Source organism: Flintibacter porci, assembly GCF_041925195.1.
In the GTDB taxonomy this organism is placed as follows: Bacteria; Bacillota; Clostridia; order Oscillospirales; family Oscillospiraceae; genus Lawsonibacter; species Lawsonibacter porci.
Map to the genome: position 1 here is coordinate 263036 of NZ_JBHEVB010000003.1, position 14460 is coordinate 277495.

General features: G+C 60.9%; 15 protein-coding genes. 6 read left to right on the top strand and 9 right to left on the bottom strand.

Annotated elements, in window-relative coordinates:
* Nucleotides 1–4 precede the first annotated feature (4 nt).
* The 7 genes from ACEVJL_RS04740 to ACEVJL_RS04770 all read right to left on the bottom strand — a co-directional run bounded on the left by ACEVJL_RS04740 (nucleotide 5) and on the right by ACEVJL_RS04770 (nucleotide 8244).
* Nucleotides 5–868: a glycoside hydrolase family 25 protein gene (locus ACEVJL_RS04740; protein WP_374737059.1), complete on the bottom strand. Its 864-nt coding sequence runs from the start codon at nucleotides 866–868 to the stop codon at nucleotides 5–7.
* Between the two features lie 127 nt (nucleotides 869–995).
* Nucleotides 996–3380, bottom strand: coding sequence for a homocysteine S-methyltransferase family protein (locus ACEVJL_RS04745; RefSeq protein ID WP_374737060.1), 2385 nt, complete (start codon nucleotides 3378–3380; stop codon nucleotides 996–998).
* A complete protein-coding gene (locus ACEVJL_RS04750; protein WP_151076225.1) occupies nucleotides 3367–4044 on the bottom strand; it encodes a methionine synthase in 678 nt (225 codons plus the stop codon). Before ACEVJL_RS04750 ends, ACEVJL_RS04745 begins: the two co-directional genes overlap by 14 nt.
* Nucleotides 4045–4059: 15 nt before the next feature.
* Entirely contained in the window at nucleotides 4060–4929 is an 870-nt protein-coding gene (gene metF, locus ACEVJL_RS04755) for a methylenetetrahydrofolate reductase [NAD(P)H] (RefSeq protein ID WP_302668566.1), read from the bottom strand.
* Nucleotides 4930–5356: 427 nt separating this feature from the next.
* The gene (locus tag ACEVJL_RS04760; RefSeq protein WP_374737061.1) at nucleotides 5357–6985 is read right to left on the bottom strand and encodes a gamma-glutamyltransferase family protein; all 1629 of its coding nucleotides are present in this window, start codon (nucleotides 6983–6985) and stop codon (nucleotides 5357–5359) included.
* A 13-nt stretch (nucleotides 6986–6998) separates the two neighbouring features.
* Nucleotides 6999–7472 carry a pyridoxamine 5'-phosphate oxidase family protein gene (locus tag ACEVJL_RS04765; RefSeq protein WP_374737062.1) on the bottom strand — a complete coding sequence of 158 codons (474 nt, stop codon included), beginning with the start codon at nucleotides 7470–7472 and terminating at the stop codon, nucleotides 6999–7001.
* Nucleotides 7473–7485: 13 nt separating this feature from the next.
* Nucleotides 7486–8244, bottom strand: a complete 759-nt coding sequence (locus ACEVJL_RS04770; RefSeq protein ID WP_008981665.1) for an exodeoxyribonuclease III — start codon at nucleotides 8242–8244, stop codon at nucleotides 7486–7488.
* Nucleotides 8245–8427: 183 nt separating this feature from the next.
* On the opposite strand from ACEVJL_RS04770, the gene asnA reads away from it, so the two are divergent.
* The 6 genes from asnA (at nucleotide 8428) to ACEVJL_RS04800 (ending at nucleotide 12516) form a co-directional block, all read left to right on the top strand.
* A complete protein-coding gene (gene asnA, locus ACEVJL_RS04775; protein WP_374737063.1) occupies nucleotides 8428–9441 on the top strand; it encodes an aspartate--ammonia ligase in 1014 nt (337 codons plus the stop codon).
* Nucleotides 9442–9609: 168 nt separating this feature from the next.
* Entirely contained in the window at nucleotides 9610–10296 is a 687-nt protein-coding gene (locus ACEVJL_RS04780) for a TVP38/TMEM64 family protein (protein WP_235395694.1), read from the top strand.
* A 118-nt stretch (nucleotides 10297–10414) separates the two neighbouring features.
* Nucleotides 10415–10834, top strand: a complete 420-nt coding sequence (locus tag ACEVJL_RS04785; RefSeq protein ID WP_302668562.1) for a Fur family transcriptional regulator — start codon at nucleotides 10415–10417, stop codon at nucleotides 10832–10834.
* Nucleotides 10831–11373, top strand: a complete 543-nt coding sequence (locus tag ACEVJL_RS04790; protein ID WP_008981661.1) for an NADH peroxidase — start codon at nucleotides 10831–10833, stop codon at nucleotides 11371–11373. The genes ACEVJL_RS04785 and ACEVJL_RS04790 overlap by 4 nt, the downstream gene beginning before the upstream one ends.
* Nucleotides 11374–11398: 25 nt before the next feature.
* Nucleotides 11399–11554, top strand: coding sequence for a rubredoxin (locus tag ACEVJL_RS04795; RefSeq protein WP_110442125.1), 156 nt, complete (start codon nucleotides 11399–11401; stop codon nucleotides 11552–11554).
* A 188-nt stretch (nucleotides 11555–11742) separates the two neighbouring features.
* Nucleotides 11743–12516 (top strand): helix-turn-helix domain-containing protein, encoded by a 774-nt coding sequence (locus ACEVJL_RS04800; protein WP_374737064.1) that lies wholly within the window; start codon nucleotides 11743–11745, stop codon nucleotides 12514–12516.
* A 44-nt stretch (nucleotides 12517–12560) separates the two neighbouring features.
* Here ACEVJL_RS04800 and bioA read toward each other — a convergent pair whose 3' ends face one another.
* Together bioA and bioD are read right to left on the bottom strand one after the other, a co-directional pair.
* Nucleotides 12561–13748 (bottom strand): adenosylmethionine--8-amino-7-oxononanoate transaminase, encoded by a 1188-nt coding sequence (bioA, locus tag ACEVJL_RS04805; protein WP_374737065.1) that lies wholly within the window; start codon nucleotides 13746–13748, stop codon nucleotides 12561–12563.
* Between the two features lie 18 nt (nucleotides 13749–13766).
* Complete coding sequence (gene bioD, locus ACEVJL_RS04810; RefSeq protein ID WP_374737067.1) at nucleotides 13767–14450, bottom strand: dethiobiotin synthase; 684 nt, start codon at nucleotides 14448–14450, stop codon at nucleotides 13767–13769.
* Between the last annotated feature and the right edge of the window lie 10 nt (nucleotides 14451–14460).

Genomic DNA, 14460 nt, shown 5'->3' on the forward strand with positions numbered 1-14460 from the left:
GTTGTTATTTTTTCGACAAGTCCTGGAAGGCCAGGTTCAGATCTACGTTGCCCGGAATACCGGGTACTGTCCCGGTATGGGTGTACTGCCACATGGCAAAATTGTAGAAAAAGTCGGGCTTTTCATCATACTCTGCCAGCCAGAAGGGAAATTCGTCCAGCTGGTCCAGCTGATAGTACAGATATCCCTGCTCCTGGTTGAAGTAGACCATGGGGGTATATCCTCCTGCCCGCACCAGCTCGCAGAAGGTCTTGGCGCACTCGGTCATGCGCTCTCCATCGATCTCGTCCGTACGGGCCTGCTGCCCGTCAATAAACTCCCAGTCAAAGACCACCGGATAGGTCACCGGGTAGTTGCGGATGGCCTCCAGCACGTAGTCGGCCTCCTCCTCTGCCTCCCGCACTGTGGTAGCCTGAGAGAAGAAGTACACGCCCACATCCAACCCTGCCTTCAGGGCACCTTCCATATTCTTCTGGAAGTTGGTGTCGGGCTGGATGGCTCCCTGAGAGTAGCCCCGGTAGCCCACCCGGATGATGGCAAAGTCCACCCCCGCGTCAGCCACCGCCTGCCAGTCGATCTCCCCCTGATAGACGGACACGTCCACACCCTGGAGGGCGTCGGGATAAGAGATCCACCCGTTTTCTCCCTGCACAAAGGCCTGGGGGATATAGGTGTTGCGCTCCACCCCGTCCAGGGCGGTCATCTCCATATTGCGGTAATAAAAGGTATCCGGCTGCTGGCTCCGCCAGAACCAGTAGCCTCCGGCGTAGGCCACCGCCAGTACCAGCAATCCGAACAGCGCCTTTCCGATGCCGGTCTGCAGCAGCGGCCGTTTTTCGCTCCGCTTTCCAGCTCCTGCCTTGTCCATTCTGATAAGCCTCCTATGCTCGGCCCGGAGGCCAATACGTAAAATTCTCCACCCTCTCCCCCGGTTTTGGGGAAAGGGCGGAGAATATTGTACCAGTTTTCGGTTCAAAAGGCAAGCTTTCTGCCCATTATCCCACCACGCGCTTGGCGATATCCACACTCTCCTTGGCATCTCGTGCATAGAAGTCTGCGGAGATTTCCTTGGCGTACTCGGGGGTGAGCACCGCGCCTCCCACCATGATCTTGCAGGGCAGCCCCGCATCATGGAGCTGGGCGATGGTCTGGGCCATGCTCTTGAGGGTGGTGGTCATCAGGGCGGACAGGCCCACCAGGGGGGCCTCATACTTCCGGGCGGCCTCCACCACGGCGGCAGGGTCCACGTCCCGGCCCAGGTCGATGACGGTGTAGCCGTAGTTTTCCAGCAGCACCTTGACGATGTTCTTGCCGATGTCGTGGATGTCCCCCTTCACGGTGGCCAGCACCACGTTGCCGCGGCTCACATTGCCCCCCTCGCCGCTGGACAGCTTTTCCCGGATGACCTCAAAGGCGGCCTGGGCAGCGCCGGCCGACTGGATGAGCTGGGGCAAAAACACCTTGTTCTGCTCAAAGTCGGCTCCCACCTGATCGAGAGCCGGGATGAGCACGTTATCCACAATGTCCATGGGAGCGGTGGTCTCCAGCAGAGCGCGGGTAGCCTGACCCGCCTCTCCCTTGAGTCCCGCGATGACCAGGTCCTTGAGAGACCGTCCCGTGGACTGGGGAGCCGCCGGGGCACTCCCAGCGGTGATGGAGGTGGACACGGAGGCATTGGCGTAGGCGGCAATGAACTCCCGGGCATCGGTGTCCACGTTGGTGAGCAAGTGGAAGCACCGCACCGCCGCCATCATGGCGTCCACATTGGGGTTGATGATGGGCAGGTCCAGCCCGGCAGACATGGCCATGGTGAGGAAGTTCTGGTTCACCAGGGGCCGGGCGGGCAGGCCGAAGGAGATGTTGGACACGCCCAGCACCGTCTTCAGGCCCAGTTCCGTTTTCACCCGATGAAGGGCCTCCAGGGTCTGGGAGGCGGCCGCCTGCTCAGCGGAGACGGTGAGGGTGAGGCAGTCGATATACACGTCCTCTTTTCGGATGCCCAGGGCCTGGGCACGCTCCAGGATGCGCCGGGCGATATCCAAGCGGGCCTGGGCGGTGTTGGGGATGCCGTTTTCATCCAGGGTGAGGCCCACCACCGCCGCACCATACTTCTTCACCAAGGGCAGGATGGTCTCCAGAGAGGCACTCTCTCCGTTCACCGAGTTGACGATGGCCTTGCCGCAGTAGACCCGCAGGGCCTGCTCCAGCACCTTGGGGTCGGTGGAGTCCACCTGGAGGGGAGCGTCGGTGACTCCCTGGAGGGCCTTGACGGTGCGCACCATCATGTCCGCCTCGTCGATCTCCGGCAGACCCACGTTCACATCCAGAATGTCGGCTCCCGCCTCGGTCTGAGCCAAAGCCTGACCCAGCATATAGTCTACATCGCCCCGCCGGAGGGCCTCCTTCATCAGCTTCTTGCCGGTGGGGTTGATGCGCTCACCGATGACCCGCACCCGGTCGATAGGCACGGCCTGGGTGGCGCTGCACACGGCGGCGGGGACATGGCGGGGCACCGCCTTCACCGTCTTGCCCGCCAGCTCCTGGGACAGCAAGGCAATATACTCCGGCGTGGTACCGCAGCAGCCACCGAACACCTTTACACCTAGTTCGGCCAGGGCGGCAAGGCTCTGGGCAAACTCCAGGGGGGTGATGTCATAGCCCGACCCGTCGGGGTGGGGCAGTCCGGCATTGGGCTTGAGGACGATGGGCAGGTTGGTCCACTTCAGCAGCTCCTCCACCAGAGGGGGCATCTCCCTGGGACCCAGAGAGCAGTTGACGCCCACGGCGTCCGCTCCCAGCCCCTCCAGGGTGAGGGCGGCGGCGGCGGGAGAACAGCCCAGAAAGGTGCGGCCGCTTGCCTCGTAGGTCATGGTGACCAGCACCGGGAGGTTGGAGTTCTCCTTGGCAGCCAGCAGAGCGGCCCGGGCCTCCTGCAGATCGGTCATGGTCTCGATGGCGATAAGGTCGGCTCCCGCCTTCACGCCTGCCCGGACCACCTGGGCAAACAGGTCCACCGCGTCTTCAAAGCCCAGCATACCGGTAGGCTCCAGCAGCTGGCCGCAGGGGCCGATGTCCAGAGCCACCAGTCCCCGTCCGCTAGCGGCTTCCTTGGCCACGGTGACTGCGGCGGTGACGATCTCCTCCACGCTCCGGCCGGTGCGCTCCAGCTTCTCCCGGTTGGCCCCGAAGGTATTGGCGTAGATGATCTGGGACCCGGCGTCCAGGTAGGCGGTGTGGATGTCCCGCAGCCAGTCGGGGTGCTCCAAAGCCACCAGTTCGGGGGTGGCGCCCACGGGCAGGCCCCGGGCCTGAAGCATGGTGCCCATGCCGCCGTCCAGCAGGACGGGGCGGTCGGTTTTTAACAGTTCAAGAAATTCCACAATGTCCACCTGACTTTCGGTATTGGCAGCTCTCCCGGGCGGGACAGCTCAGGCAGCTGCGCACGGTTTGTTGGATCTCCCCCCGGGCGATGCCCAGAATGGCGGTCACCGACTTGCGGGGGGTCAAAATATGACTGGCGCTGGCACACAGGCCGATCTTTCGGGGGGCGTCCAGCAGATGAAGGATCTCCCCCTGGAGTTCCAGAGGAAGGTCGCCGTAGCCGGGACTGAAGCGGAACGGGAAGGAGCAGCCGGGGAACTGGCTCTCGATCTCCTGCTCCACCTGGTCGCACACCTGCTCCACCCCGGCGGTGGCACAGCAGTCCAGAGCCAGAGCCCGGAGCATGTCCCGGCTCTCCCAGCGGCGGATGAGGGCATCGGCCTGGGCGGAGAGGGTGGCGCAGAACACCGCCGCCCGCTCACAACCCTCCAGGTGCTTTCTCAAATCACGCCCCGGAAGGAGCAGGCCGCCCTCCAGGCGTACGCCGTCCTCCTCCAGGGTGATGTCCAGCACCCGCCCCGTCCACCGGGGACGGGCCGCCGCCTCCATCTCCCGGGCACAGGTCTCTACCAAAGTCCGGGTTTCGGGGTCGGCCTTCTCGGCAGGGCAGCCCATGTACCGCAGCACCTCGTCCAAATCCAGAGGGGAAAGAGCGCTGATCACAGGGTACCTCCTAAATTATACGCGGCGGATGGAGGCCACGCTGTCGCTGATCTGCTTGGCCACCTGGGGATTATTCATGGTGTAGAGATGGATGCCATCCACCCCGGCGGCAATGAGGTCAGAGATCTGGTCGATGGCGTAGGCGATGCCAGCCTCCCGTAGGGCCTCGGGGTGGTCGCCATACCGGGCCAGCAGCCGGGTGAGCTTGTGGGGCAGGGAAGCGCCGCACATAGACACCATGCGCTCGATGGAGGCCTTGTTCAGTACCGGCATGATACCTGCCTCAATGGGCACCTCGATGCCCGCCAGACGGCAGCGCTCCAGGAAGCGGAAGAAGTCGTCATTGTCAAAGAAAAGCTGGCTGACCAGGTGCTGGGCGCCCACGTCCACCTTCTTCTTCAGATGGCGCACATCGGTAATGAGGTCAGGGCTTTCGGGATGTCCCTCGGGGTAGCAGGCTCCGGACACGCCGAAATCGCCCCGGCGGCGGATGAAGGCCACCAGCTCGTCGGCGTGGGCAAAGTCGGTCTTGGGCGGGAAGTTGGGGTTGCGGTCGCCCCGGAGAGCCAGCACATTCTCCACGCCGTCCTGCTTGAGACCGGCCAGCAGCTCGGTGACCTCTCCCTTGGTGCAGGCCACACAGGTGACGTGAGCCATGGCGGGGATATGGTACTGGTTCTGGATGATGGAGGCGATCTCACGGGTGGACTGGTTCACCGTGCTGGAGCCGCCTGCGCCGTAGGTGACGCTGATGAAGTCGGGCTTGATATCCTTCAAGCCGTCCAGGGTCTTATAAATGCTGTCCACGGGGCTGGTCTTCTTGGGAGGGAACACCTCACAGGAGAATACGGTTTTACCTTTTCCGAACAGTTCTGCAATTTTCATGGGATTTGCCTTCTTTCTAAACTGGTTTTCTACGGTTTCGCCCGGCAGGGCGGGAAACGGTTGTTCCTTTCTGAGCGATCAGAAAGGAACCAAAGAATCGCCGGGTGACTCCTTCGATGAACACCTGGCTTACGCCGGTGTTCATCGGCGTCATCCCCCGGACCCCCGATTACGGGGGACGCACTCCTGAAGGGCTGGTGCTGATTTTCCGGCGGGCAAAATCTGGATAACTGGTCCTCCTTGCCTTGGGGACACTGGCCCCTATGTATGCAAAATTTGAAAAATCTGCGCTGAGATGGCACCGCCTGGTGCAGCAGAGCTGTGGCAGTTGGCTTGTTTACGCGCCTGCCTTTGGGCCTCTGCCCCAGAGGCAAAACGAAGTTTTGCACAAAGTTCTTTTGCCTACTTTTCTTTCAAGAAAAGTAGGTTACCAGGCGGCAACGGAGCCGTCACAGCGGGGCTCGGTACCGGCGGCCAGCAGGCCGTTTTCCGTGCGCCAGATGATCTCTCCACGGCCCATGTCCACGTTCCGGTTGGCGATCTCCACCTCGTGGCCCATGTCTTCCAAGCCTAAAGCCACATGGGCGGGCACCTCCCGCTCCAGCTGGATGTGCTTGCCGCCGATCCACTGCATCCGGGGCGCGTCCAAGCACTCCTGGGGATTCATGTGGTAGTCGATGGTGTTGACGATGACCTGCACATGGCCCTGAGGCTGCATAAAGGCCCCCATAACGCCAAAGGGACCCACGGCCTTCCCGTCTTTGGTAAGGAAGCCGGGAATGATGGTGTGGTAGGACCGCTTGCCTCCGGCCAGACAGTTGTCGCTGTTCTCATCCAAAGAGAAGTTTCCGCCCCGGTTCTGCAAAGAAATGCCGGTGCCCGGGATAGCCACACCGGAGCCGAAGGTGGTGTAGTTGCTCTGGATGAAGGAGACCATGTTGCCCTGAGGGTCGGCGGTACACAGATAGACCGTGCCGCCGCATGAGGGGTCTCCCGCTTCCGGCAGAATCGCCTTGTCGGTGATGAGAGCGCGCCGCTTGGCGGCGTACTCCTCGCTGAGCAGGTCCTCCACCCGGGTCTTCATGTACTTGGGATCGGCCACATAGGTCTTGGTGTCGGCAAAGGCCAGCTTGATGGACTCCAAAATCTTGTGGTAGGTCTCCGGGCAGTCCCGCTGCTCCGGCATAGACAGCCCTTTCAGGATATTGAGGGCCATGAGCACCGTGATGCCGTGGCCGTTGGGCGGGATCTCCCACACCCGGTAGCCCTTATAGTCCGTAGAGATGGGCTCCACCCACTCGGGGTGGTAATTCCGGAAGTCCTCCTCGCTGAAGTAACCCCCGGTCTCCCGACTAAAGGCCACGATTTTCTCCATCAGCGCACCCCGGTAGTAGCTCTCGCAGTTGGTGGCTGCCAGCTCCTCCAGAGTCTGGGCGTACTCCTCCCAGCGGAAGATGTCACCGGAGCGGTAGGGAGCGCCGTCCTCCTTTAAAAATACCTGCCGCCACCAAACGTGGGGAGCCGGGTTTTGCTCCATAGCGGCCAAAATTCGCTTGGAGTCCTTCTCCCACTGGGGCTGGAGGTTCACCTGAACCGGCACCCCATCCCGTGCAGAGGTGATGGCGGGGGCAAAGAGCTCTTTCAGGGGCTTGGTGCCAAAGCGGCGATTCAGCTCCGCCCACCCCGCCGGGGCGCCCGGCACCATGGTGGGAATCCAGCCCGTTTTGGGCATCTGGTCAAAGCCCAGCTCCCGCACCAGCTTCGCCGACAGATTCCTGGGTGCCCGGCCGCTGGCATTGAGGCCGTAGAGCTTCTGCTCGGCCTCGATCCAAACCAGGGCAAAGCAGTCCGAGCCCAGGCCGTTGCCTGTGGGCTCCAGCAGAGGCATGGCAGCGGCCATGGCCACCGCCGCGTCCACCGCGTTGCCCCCCGCCTTCATCACATCCAGGCCGATCTGTGCCCCCTGAGGAATGGAGGTACAGGCCGCCGCATGGCGGGCGTAGACCATATTTCGGCGGGAGGAGTAGGCGTATTTCTGGCTGTCAAAGTCCGGCATACCGATTCCCTCCTCAGCCCGCCTGGTTGGATTTGCCCGTCCACTGAGCGACCTCCAGGGCAAATACCGCGGTGCGGTCCACCGCATCATCCGGGAAGTCCCAGGTCCGGCCGGTCATGTGCTCCATGACCACACCCAGTCCAGCCTTCTTCTCCTCCCGGTCTGTGAGCGGCCGGATGGTGCCGGAGCCCATAATACTCCGGTAGGTAAAGCTGTGGCCGCAGGCGGTGTCGGCAGTACGCAGGGCGTGGCCGCAGTCCATCTCAAAGGCCACCGTGCCGCCCTGACGGAAGGCATCTATTTTTCTTCCCTCCGGAGCAGAGTGGACAAACAGGGTAAGCTTCTCCCCCTCCAGCCGATAGCCGAAGTTCATGGGGACAATAAACAGCCCCGCTTCATCCTGGGCGGCAATGCGCACCGCGTCGCACTCCTTTAAAATATCTTCCAGCTGATCCAGATCCCGGATCTCCCGGTCTTTCCGTCTCATCCCGCTCCCTCCTTTAAATATCCAGCTCCAACAGGACGGGGCAGTGGTCGCTGCCCTCTACCTGGGTGAGGATCTCCGCCCGCTTGATGGCGTTTTGCAGGCGGTCGGATACGATAAAGTAGTCGATGCGCCACCCCGCGTTCTTCTTCCGGGCCTGGAACCGGTAGGACCACCAGGAGTATACCCCCTCCAGGTCGGGATAGAGGAAGCGGAAGGTGTCGGTAAAGCCGGAGGAGAGCAGAGTGGTCATTTTCTCCCGCTCCTGATCGGTAAAGCCGGCGTTCATGCGGTTGGTCTTGGGGTTTTTCAGGTCGATCTCCCGGTGGGCCACGTTGAGGTCGCCGCAGTAGATGACCGGCTTGACCTTGTCCAGCTCCATGAGGTAGGCGCGCAGGTCGTCCTCCCACTCCATGCGGTAGTCCAAACGCTTGAGCTCACTCTGGGAGTTGGGGGTGTAGCAGCACACCAGATAGAACTTCTCATATTCCAGGGTGATGAGCCGCCCCTCGTGGTCGTGCTCCTCTTTCCCCATGCCGTAGCGCACCGCCAAAGGCTGGTGGGGAGTAAAGACGGCGGTACCCGAGTACCCCTTCTTTTCCGCGGAGTTCCAGTACTCCAACATATTCTCCCCCAGGTCCACGTCGGCTTGGCCTTGCTCCATCTTGGTCTCCTGCAGGCAGCAGAAATCCGGCTTTTGTTCCTGATAAAAGTCCAAAAACCCCTTTTTCAAACAGGCCCGCAGGCCATTTACGTTCCATGAGATCAATTTCATCCGGTCGCTCTCCCCTTTCCTGAGCGTAAAATTACTTGTCCCATTATACGTGACGGATGACAAATTGGCAAGAAGCGATTGCAATTCCTGCAAAGGCGCATTATAATATGTTCCATTGAAATCCGCTCCATGCGCTTCAATTCGTATCGTAACGCAATTCTAAATAAAGGAGGCTCCATTTCTATGGAACATTCCAGCATTCCCCAGGGGTATGCTCCCCTGCTGAGTATTTATGAGACCCAAAAGGCCATCGGCCTGCTCAAGCGCCTGTTTGAGGACCGGCTGAGCGGCGCGCTGCGGCTGCACCGGGTGTCCGCTCCTCTGTTTGTGGCCGCCTCTTCCGGCCTCAATGACGACCTCAACGGCGTGGAGCGTCCTGTCGCCTTCGACATCCGGGGCGTGGATGACACCGCCGTGGTGGTGCACTCCCTGGCCAAGTGGAAGCGCCTGGCCCTCAAGCGCTATCAGTTCCATCCCGGCGAGGGCCTGTACACCGATATGAACGCCATCCGCCGGGACGAGGATCTGGATAATCTCCACTCCGCCTACGTGGACCAGTGGGACTGGGAGAAGATCATCGAGGCCCAGGACCGCACGGTGGACTACCTGAAAGCCACAGTTCGTGACATCGTGGGCGCTCTGCGGGACACCCAGTCCTTCCTGCGCTCCATGTTCCCCCAGCTGTGTGTGCTGCCGGAAATCCCCGAGGAGATCACCTTCATCACCACCCAGGAGCTGGAGGACCTCTACCCCGACCTCACCCCCAAGCAACGGGAACATGCCTTTGTGAAGGACCACCCCGTCACCTTCCTCATGGGCATCGGCGGCAAGCTGAAGTCTGGTAAGCCCCACGACGGCCGCGCCCCCGACTACGACGACTGGAACCTGAACGGCGACCTGCTGTGCTGGGACAGCGTCAACGGCCAGTCCCTGGAGATCTCCTCCATGGGCATCCGGGTCAGCCCCGAGTCCCTGGACCGCCAGCTCACCCTGGCCGGCTGCGATGATCGCCGGGAGCTGCCCTTCCACAAGATGCTTCTCAGCGGCCAGCTGCCTCTGACCATGGGCGGCGGCATCGGCCAGTCCCGGGTATCCATGCTGCTGCTAGGCAAGGCTCACATCGGCGAGGTCCAGGTCTCCCTGTGGGGCGAGGACACTCTGCGTGCCTGCGACGCCTCTGGCATCATCCTTCTGTAAGATTTCAAAGATCCCTCCGGCAATGCCGGAGGGATCTTTTGCTGTCCTTTATGGATTTTTAAGAATCCATTCGCAATTTTTCAATAACTGTGTGGTATGTTAAGGAGGACGGCGCGGGCGTCTTCCGCCTTTTCCTGTCTGAACTAAGAAATAAAGAGGTTTTACCACATGAAGCGAGCGGGCAAGTATCTCTCTTTGGCGGCAGTCCTTCTGCTGCTTCTGGGCGGCGGAGTGTTTCTCTGGCACAGCGGCTTTTTTGCCGCCGCCTCCTCTCAGGAATCCATGCAGGCGTATATCCAGCGCTTTGCTCCCTACTCTCACCTGTGCTTTTTCCTGGTGCAATTTCTCTCGGTGGTGTTGGCTCCCATCCCCAGCAATATCACCGCCCTGGTGGGAGGCGTGATGTTCGGTACCTGGCTGTCCTTCTTTCTCACCTTTGCAGCCGTGCTGCTGGGTTCGCTGCTGGTCTTTGTGCTGGCCCGGAACCTGGGGCAGTCCTTTGTCAACCGGGTGGTGGGCGAGCGGGTATCGGCCAAATACCTGGATGTGATCCACGCCAAGACCGATGTCTTTCTGGTGCTGGCCTTCCTCTTTCCGTTCTTCCCCGACGACCTGCTGTGCATCCTGGCCGGGCTCACCCCCATTTCTCTGCGGCGCTTCTTTTTTATCGCCCTGCTTACCCGGCCCTGGGGCCTGCTCTTTGCCAGCGCTCTGGGCGGCGCCTCCTTCTCCATCCCGGTGTGGGGTATGGCTCTCATCGGTGTGGCCGGTGCCGCCCTGTTCCTGCTGGGCATGAAGTACGGCGACCGGGTGGAGGCCTCGATTCTGCGGGCACTGCGGCGGGATGATCTGTAAGCCTCCGGGAGAAAAAATTTTTTCAAAAAGTGGGATTTCCCTCTTTACAAGCCCTTCCGACTGTGGTATTATCATCTCGCAAACAAGAATTACTACTGTTAAGGAAGGAGGCGGCTTTTTGGAGCGAACCACTCGATACAGTAAAAAGCGGGAGGCAATCCTGACCACACTGCGTCAGACCGACGCGCACCCCTCTGCCGAGTGGCTTTACCAAACTCTGAAGGCCACTCACCCGGACCTGAGTCTGGGGACCGTTTACCGCAACCTGCTCTTCTTTCAGCAGCAGGGCACCGTCCAAAGCGTGGGCGTGGTCAACGGCCAGGAGCGCTTCGACGCGGACACCACCCCCCACAGTCACTTTGTTTGCACCTGCTGCGGCGCGGTCATCGATCTCAAGAAGATCCCGATGGATGCCAACCTAAACCAAGCCGTGCAGTCGCAATATGGCTTCCAGGTGGAACGCCATGAGCTTACCTTTTACGGAAAATGCAAAGCATGTATGCAGTCAAAACATTTTGAGGAGGACGTTTTATCATGAAGAAGTTTGTTTGTTCTGTTTGTGGTTATGTTCACGAGGGCGCTGAGGCTCCCGATTTCTGCCCCATCTGCAAGGCTCCCAAGGAGAAGTTCGTGGAGCAGGCCGGCGAGAAGAGCTGGGCTGCTGAGCACGTGGTAGGCGTGGCTCAGGGCGCTCCCGAGGAGATCATGCAGGGTCTGCGCGAGAACTTCCAGGGCGAGTGCACCGAGGTCGGTATGTACCTGGCTATGGCCCGTGTGGCTCACCGCGAGGGTTACCCCGAGATCGGTCTGTACTGGGAGAAGGCCGCCTATGAGGAGGCCGAGCACGCCGCTAAGTTTGCCGAGCTGCTGGGCGAGGTCGTGACCGACTCCACCAAGAAGAACCTGGAGATGCGTGTTGACGCTGAGAACGGCGCTACCGCCGGCAAGTTCGAGCTGGCTAAGCTGGCCAAGCAGCACAACCTGGACGCCATCCACGACACCGTGCATGAGATGGCTCGCGACGAGGCCCGCCACGGCAAGGCTTTCGAGGGCCTGCTGAAGCGCTACTTCGGCTAATCTTCTAACAAGAAGGAGAACGAACATGGATAAGTATGTTTGCCCCTGCGGCTATGTCTATGATCCCGCGGTTGGCGATCCCGAGCACGGCGTGGCTCCCGGCACCCCCTGGGAGCAGGTCGCTGAGGATTGGGTCTGCCCCATCTGCGGCATGGGCAAGGATGTCTTTGAGAAGGAGTAATTCCTGAATATCAGGAGGGAACCAGAATTCTGGTTCCCTCCTTTTTTGTTGCAAAAACACGCCTTTTTCCCCATTGCAACCACTGGTTGTCAAATTGTATCCCACTTTAGGTTGCGCTGCTGCCTGCTTTTTGCTATGCTAAACACCGTCAAGGGCCCTTGACTACTCTTTGTTTCGGAGGGCTGGAAATGGAATTTCAACAGCGGCTTTATGAGCTGAGAAAGCAATCCGGGCTGTCCCAGGAGGGGCTGGCCGATCTCTTGGGGGTATCCCGTCAGGCAGTGCAGAAATGGGAGGCAGGGACCTCCCGGCCCGACCTGGACAACCTGGCCGCCCTGGGCCGATACTTCAATGTGTCTCTGGACTATCTGGTCACCGGCCAGGAGGCACAGGTCTCTCCCAGCCAGGTTACCACCACCATCGTCAACAACTACTACACTCCCTTCCACTACGAATACAAAAGCAAGCGCACCCTCTTCGGCCTACCCCTGGTCCACATCCGGCTGGGACACCGGGGGATGGGCGTGGCCAAGGGAATCCTGGCCATCGGCAATGTGGCCGTGGGTGTGTTCACCCTGGGCGGCTTCTCCTTTGGGCTGTTGTCCGTGGGCGGGCTCTCTTTCGGTCTGCTGTTTTCTCTGGGCGGCTGGGCCATGGGCGCTCTGGCCATCGGCGGATTGGCGGTGGGCCTTCTCGCCTTCGGCGGTGCGGCGGTGGGGCTGTTCGCCATGGGAGGCGGAGCCTTTGGTATGTACGCTGCGGGCGGCGGAGCTATCGCCTCGGAAATCGCCATCGGCGGTTCGGCCCACGCTCCCCTGGCCATCGGTCAGACGGCGGAGGGCGCGCTGACCTTTGGCCTCAACGCCGACCCGGCAGCCGTGGCCGCCGCCATTCGGGAGGCCGCTCACGGGGCACCCAAGTTTATCCAGAACATTCTGATCTTTCTGGCGCAGAATTGGTAACGCAAACGAGGACGCGGTATCCACCGCGTCCTCGTTTGCGTTTTTTACCGCCGGAACCAGGCCTTCATAGTGTCGGTCACCTGAACCAGTTCCTCCTCTGTGATCACATAGGGGACCATGGAATAGATATACCGCAGGAAGGGGCGGCTGAACACCCCCCGCCGACGGGCAAACTCCTGGAATCCCTCCACGTCCCGACTGTCTTTTACTTCGATACAGGCGCATCCCCCCATGATACGCACCTCTTGGATGCGGGGATCGTCCAGATCTGCCAGCTCCCGGCGGCAGATCTGCTGGATGCGGGCAATGCGGGACAGATAGTCCCCCTCCTCAAACAGCTGGATGGAACGCAGCGCCACGCTGCACGCCAGAGCGTTGCCCATGAAGGTGGGCCCGTGCATCAGGGCATGGTCCGGGTCATCGCTGTAAAACCCCTGGTACACCTTATGATTAGCCACCGTCACCGCGTGGCCGATGTATCCCCCGGTGAGCGCCTTGCCCAGCACCAGGATGTCCGGCAGCACCAGGTCGGCCACAAAGCGGTGGCCGGTGCGCCCAAACCCTGTGGCCACCTCATCAAAGATCAGCAGCACGCCATACTGGTCGCACAGCTGCCGGGCCCGTCTCAGGAAGGACACGTCGTACATCCGCATGCCCCCCGCGCCCTGGAGCAGAGGCTCCACGATAAAGCAGGAAAAGGTCTCTCCCTGTTCTGCGAAGACCCGCTCCAATTCCTCTACCTGGGTGGGGATGTGGACCACATCCCGCTTCTCCCGCAGGATCCCGTGGTAGTCCGGGTCGTCCCCCACCTCCATGGTCTTAAACGTATCGCCGTGGTAGGCGTGGGTGAGGGAGAGCACCTTGCTGCGGCTGCTGCCCCCATTTATATGGTACTGAAGGGCCATCTTCAGGGCCACCTCCACCGCCACACTGCCCGAGTCGGAGAAAAAGCAGTAGTCCAGATCCCCCGGTAGCCACTCCTCCAGCTTTTGAGACAGCTTTTCCACCGGCTCGTGGGTCAGTCCCCCTAACATCACGTGGGCAAACCGCTCTGTCTGCTCCTGGATGGCCCGGTTGAGCTCCGGGTGCTTATAGCCATGGATCACACTCCACCAAGAGGACACCGAGTCAATAAGCTTGTCCTTCCGGGTATACAGGTACACGCCCTGGGCATCTACGATGTGGTAGGGCTCTTTCATGGTTTTCATCTGCTGATAGGGATACCAGATCATAGCAGGATCCTCCAAATCTTATTCATACAGGGCCGCCAGCGCCTGCGCGTCCAGGTCCAGCTGGTCGTCCCCCACCTTGACACAGGCCAGCACCTTCAGGCCAGTCAGGGCTTCGCACATCACCCGGTTGTCCTCCTCCATCCCGTCTCCGGGGTGGAAGCGGTTCAAAATGATTCCCTTGACCGGAATTCCCCGGCTGCGCATATATTCCGCCGTCAATCCTACGCTGTTGATAGCACCCAGCCCGGCGTCGGCCACAAGGAGGCAGGACAGCCCCAGAACCTGAATGACATCCTCCATCCAGATTTTCTCCTGGTCAAAGCGGATGGGACACAGGATGCCCCCGCTCCCCTCGACGGTGACATAGTCATAGCGCCCGCACACCTGGACAAATCGGCGCTGAACCTCCTCCAGCTGCACCGGATTTCCCTCCACGCGGGAGGCCAGGTGGGGGGACCAGGCGTGCTCATACACATAGGGACACATCTCCTCCAGGGGCTGGCTGATCCCGGAGATCTGCTGTACCCATGCCCCGTCCCCGGGAATAAGGCTGCCGTCCGCCCGGCGGCTGTTTCCGCTCATAGCCGCCTTAAAGTAGCCCGCCCGGCAGCCACTCTGGGCCAGCTTTTTGACCATGAGGGCGCTGACAAAGGTCTTGCCCACATCGGTCCCGGTTCCGGTAATAAAAAGATTTTGGCTCATATGTTTCTCC

Bases quoted from the DNA above. Each gene is read 5' to 3' on its own strand.
- bioA (WP_374737065.1), bottom strand. From the start codon at position 13,748: ATGATCTGGTATCCCTATCAGCAGATGAAAACCATGAAAGAGCCCTAC.
- ACEVJL_RS04790 (WP_008981661.1), top strand. From the start codon at position 10,831: ATGAAGAAGTTTGTTTGTTCTGTTTGTGGTTATGTTCACGAGGGCGCT.
- bioD (WP_374737067.1), bottom strand. From the start codon at position 14,450: ATGAGCCAAAATCTTTTTATTACCGGAACCGGGACCGATGTGGGCAAG.
- ACEVJL_RS04760 (WP_374737061.1), bottom strand. From the start codon at position 6,985: ATGCCGGACTTTGACAGCCAGAAATACGCCTACTCCTCCCGCCGAAAT.
- ACEVJL_RS04770 (WP_008981665.1), bottom strand. From the start codon at position 8,244: ATGAAATTGATCTCATGGAACGTAAATGGCCTGCGGGCCTGTTTGAAA.
- ACEVJL_RS04780 (WP_235395694.1), top strand. From the start codon at position 9,610: ATGAAGCGAGCGGGCAAGTATCTCTCTTTGGCGGCAGTCCTTCTGCTG.
- ACEVJL_RS04765 (WP_374737062.1), bottom strand. From the start codon at position 7,472: ATGAGACGGAAAGACCGGGAGATCCGGGATCTGGATCAGCTGGAAGAT.
- ACEVJL_RS04740 (WP_374737059.1), bottom strand. From the start codon at position 868: ATGGACAAGGCAGGAGCTGGAAAGCGGAGCGAAAAACGGCCGCTGCTG.
- ACEVJL_RS04795 (WP_110442125.1), top strand. From the start codon at position 11,399: ATGGATAAGTATGTTTGCCCCTGCGGCTATGTCTATGATCCCGCGGTT.
- asnA (WP_374737063.1), top strand. From the start codon at position 8,428: ATGGAACATTCCAGCATTCCCCAGGGGTATGCTCCCCTGCTGAGTATT.
- ACEVJL_RS04800 (WP_374737064.1), top strand. From the start codon at position 11,743: ATGGAATTTCAACAGCGGCTTTATGAGCTGAGAAAGCAATCCGGGCTG.
- metF (WP_302668566.1), bottom strand. From the start codon at position 4,929: ATGAAAATTGCAGAACTGTTCGGAAAAGGTAAAACCGTATTCTCCTGT.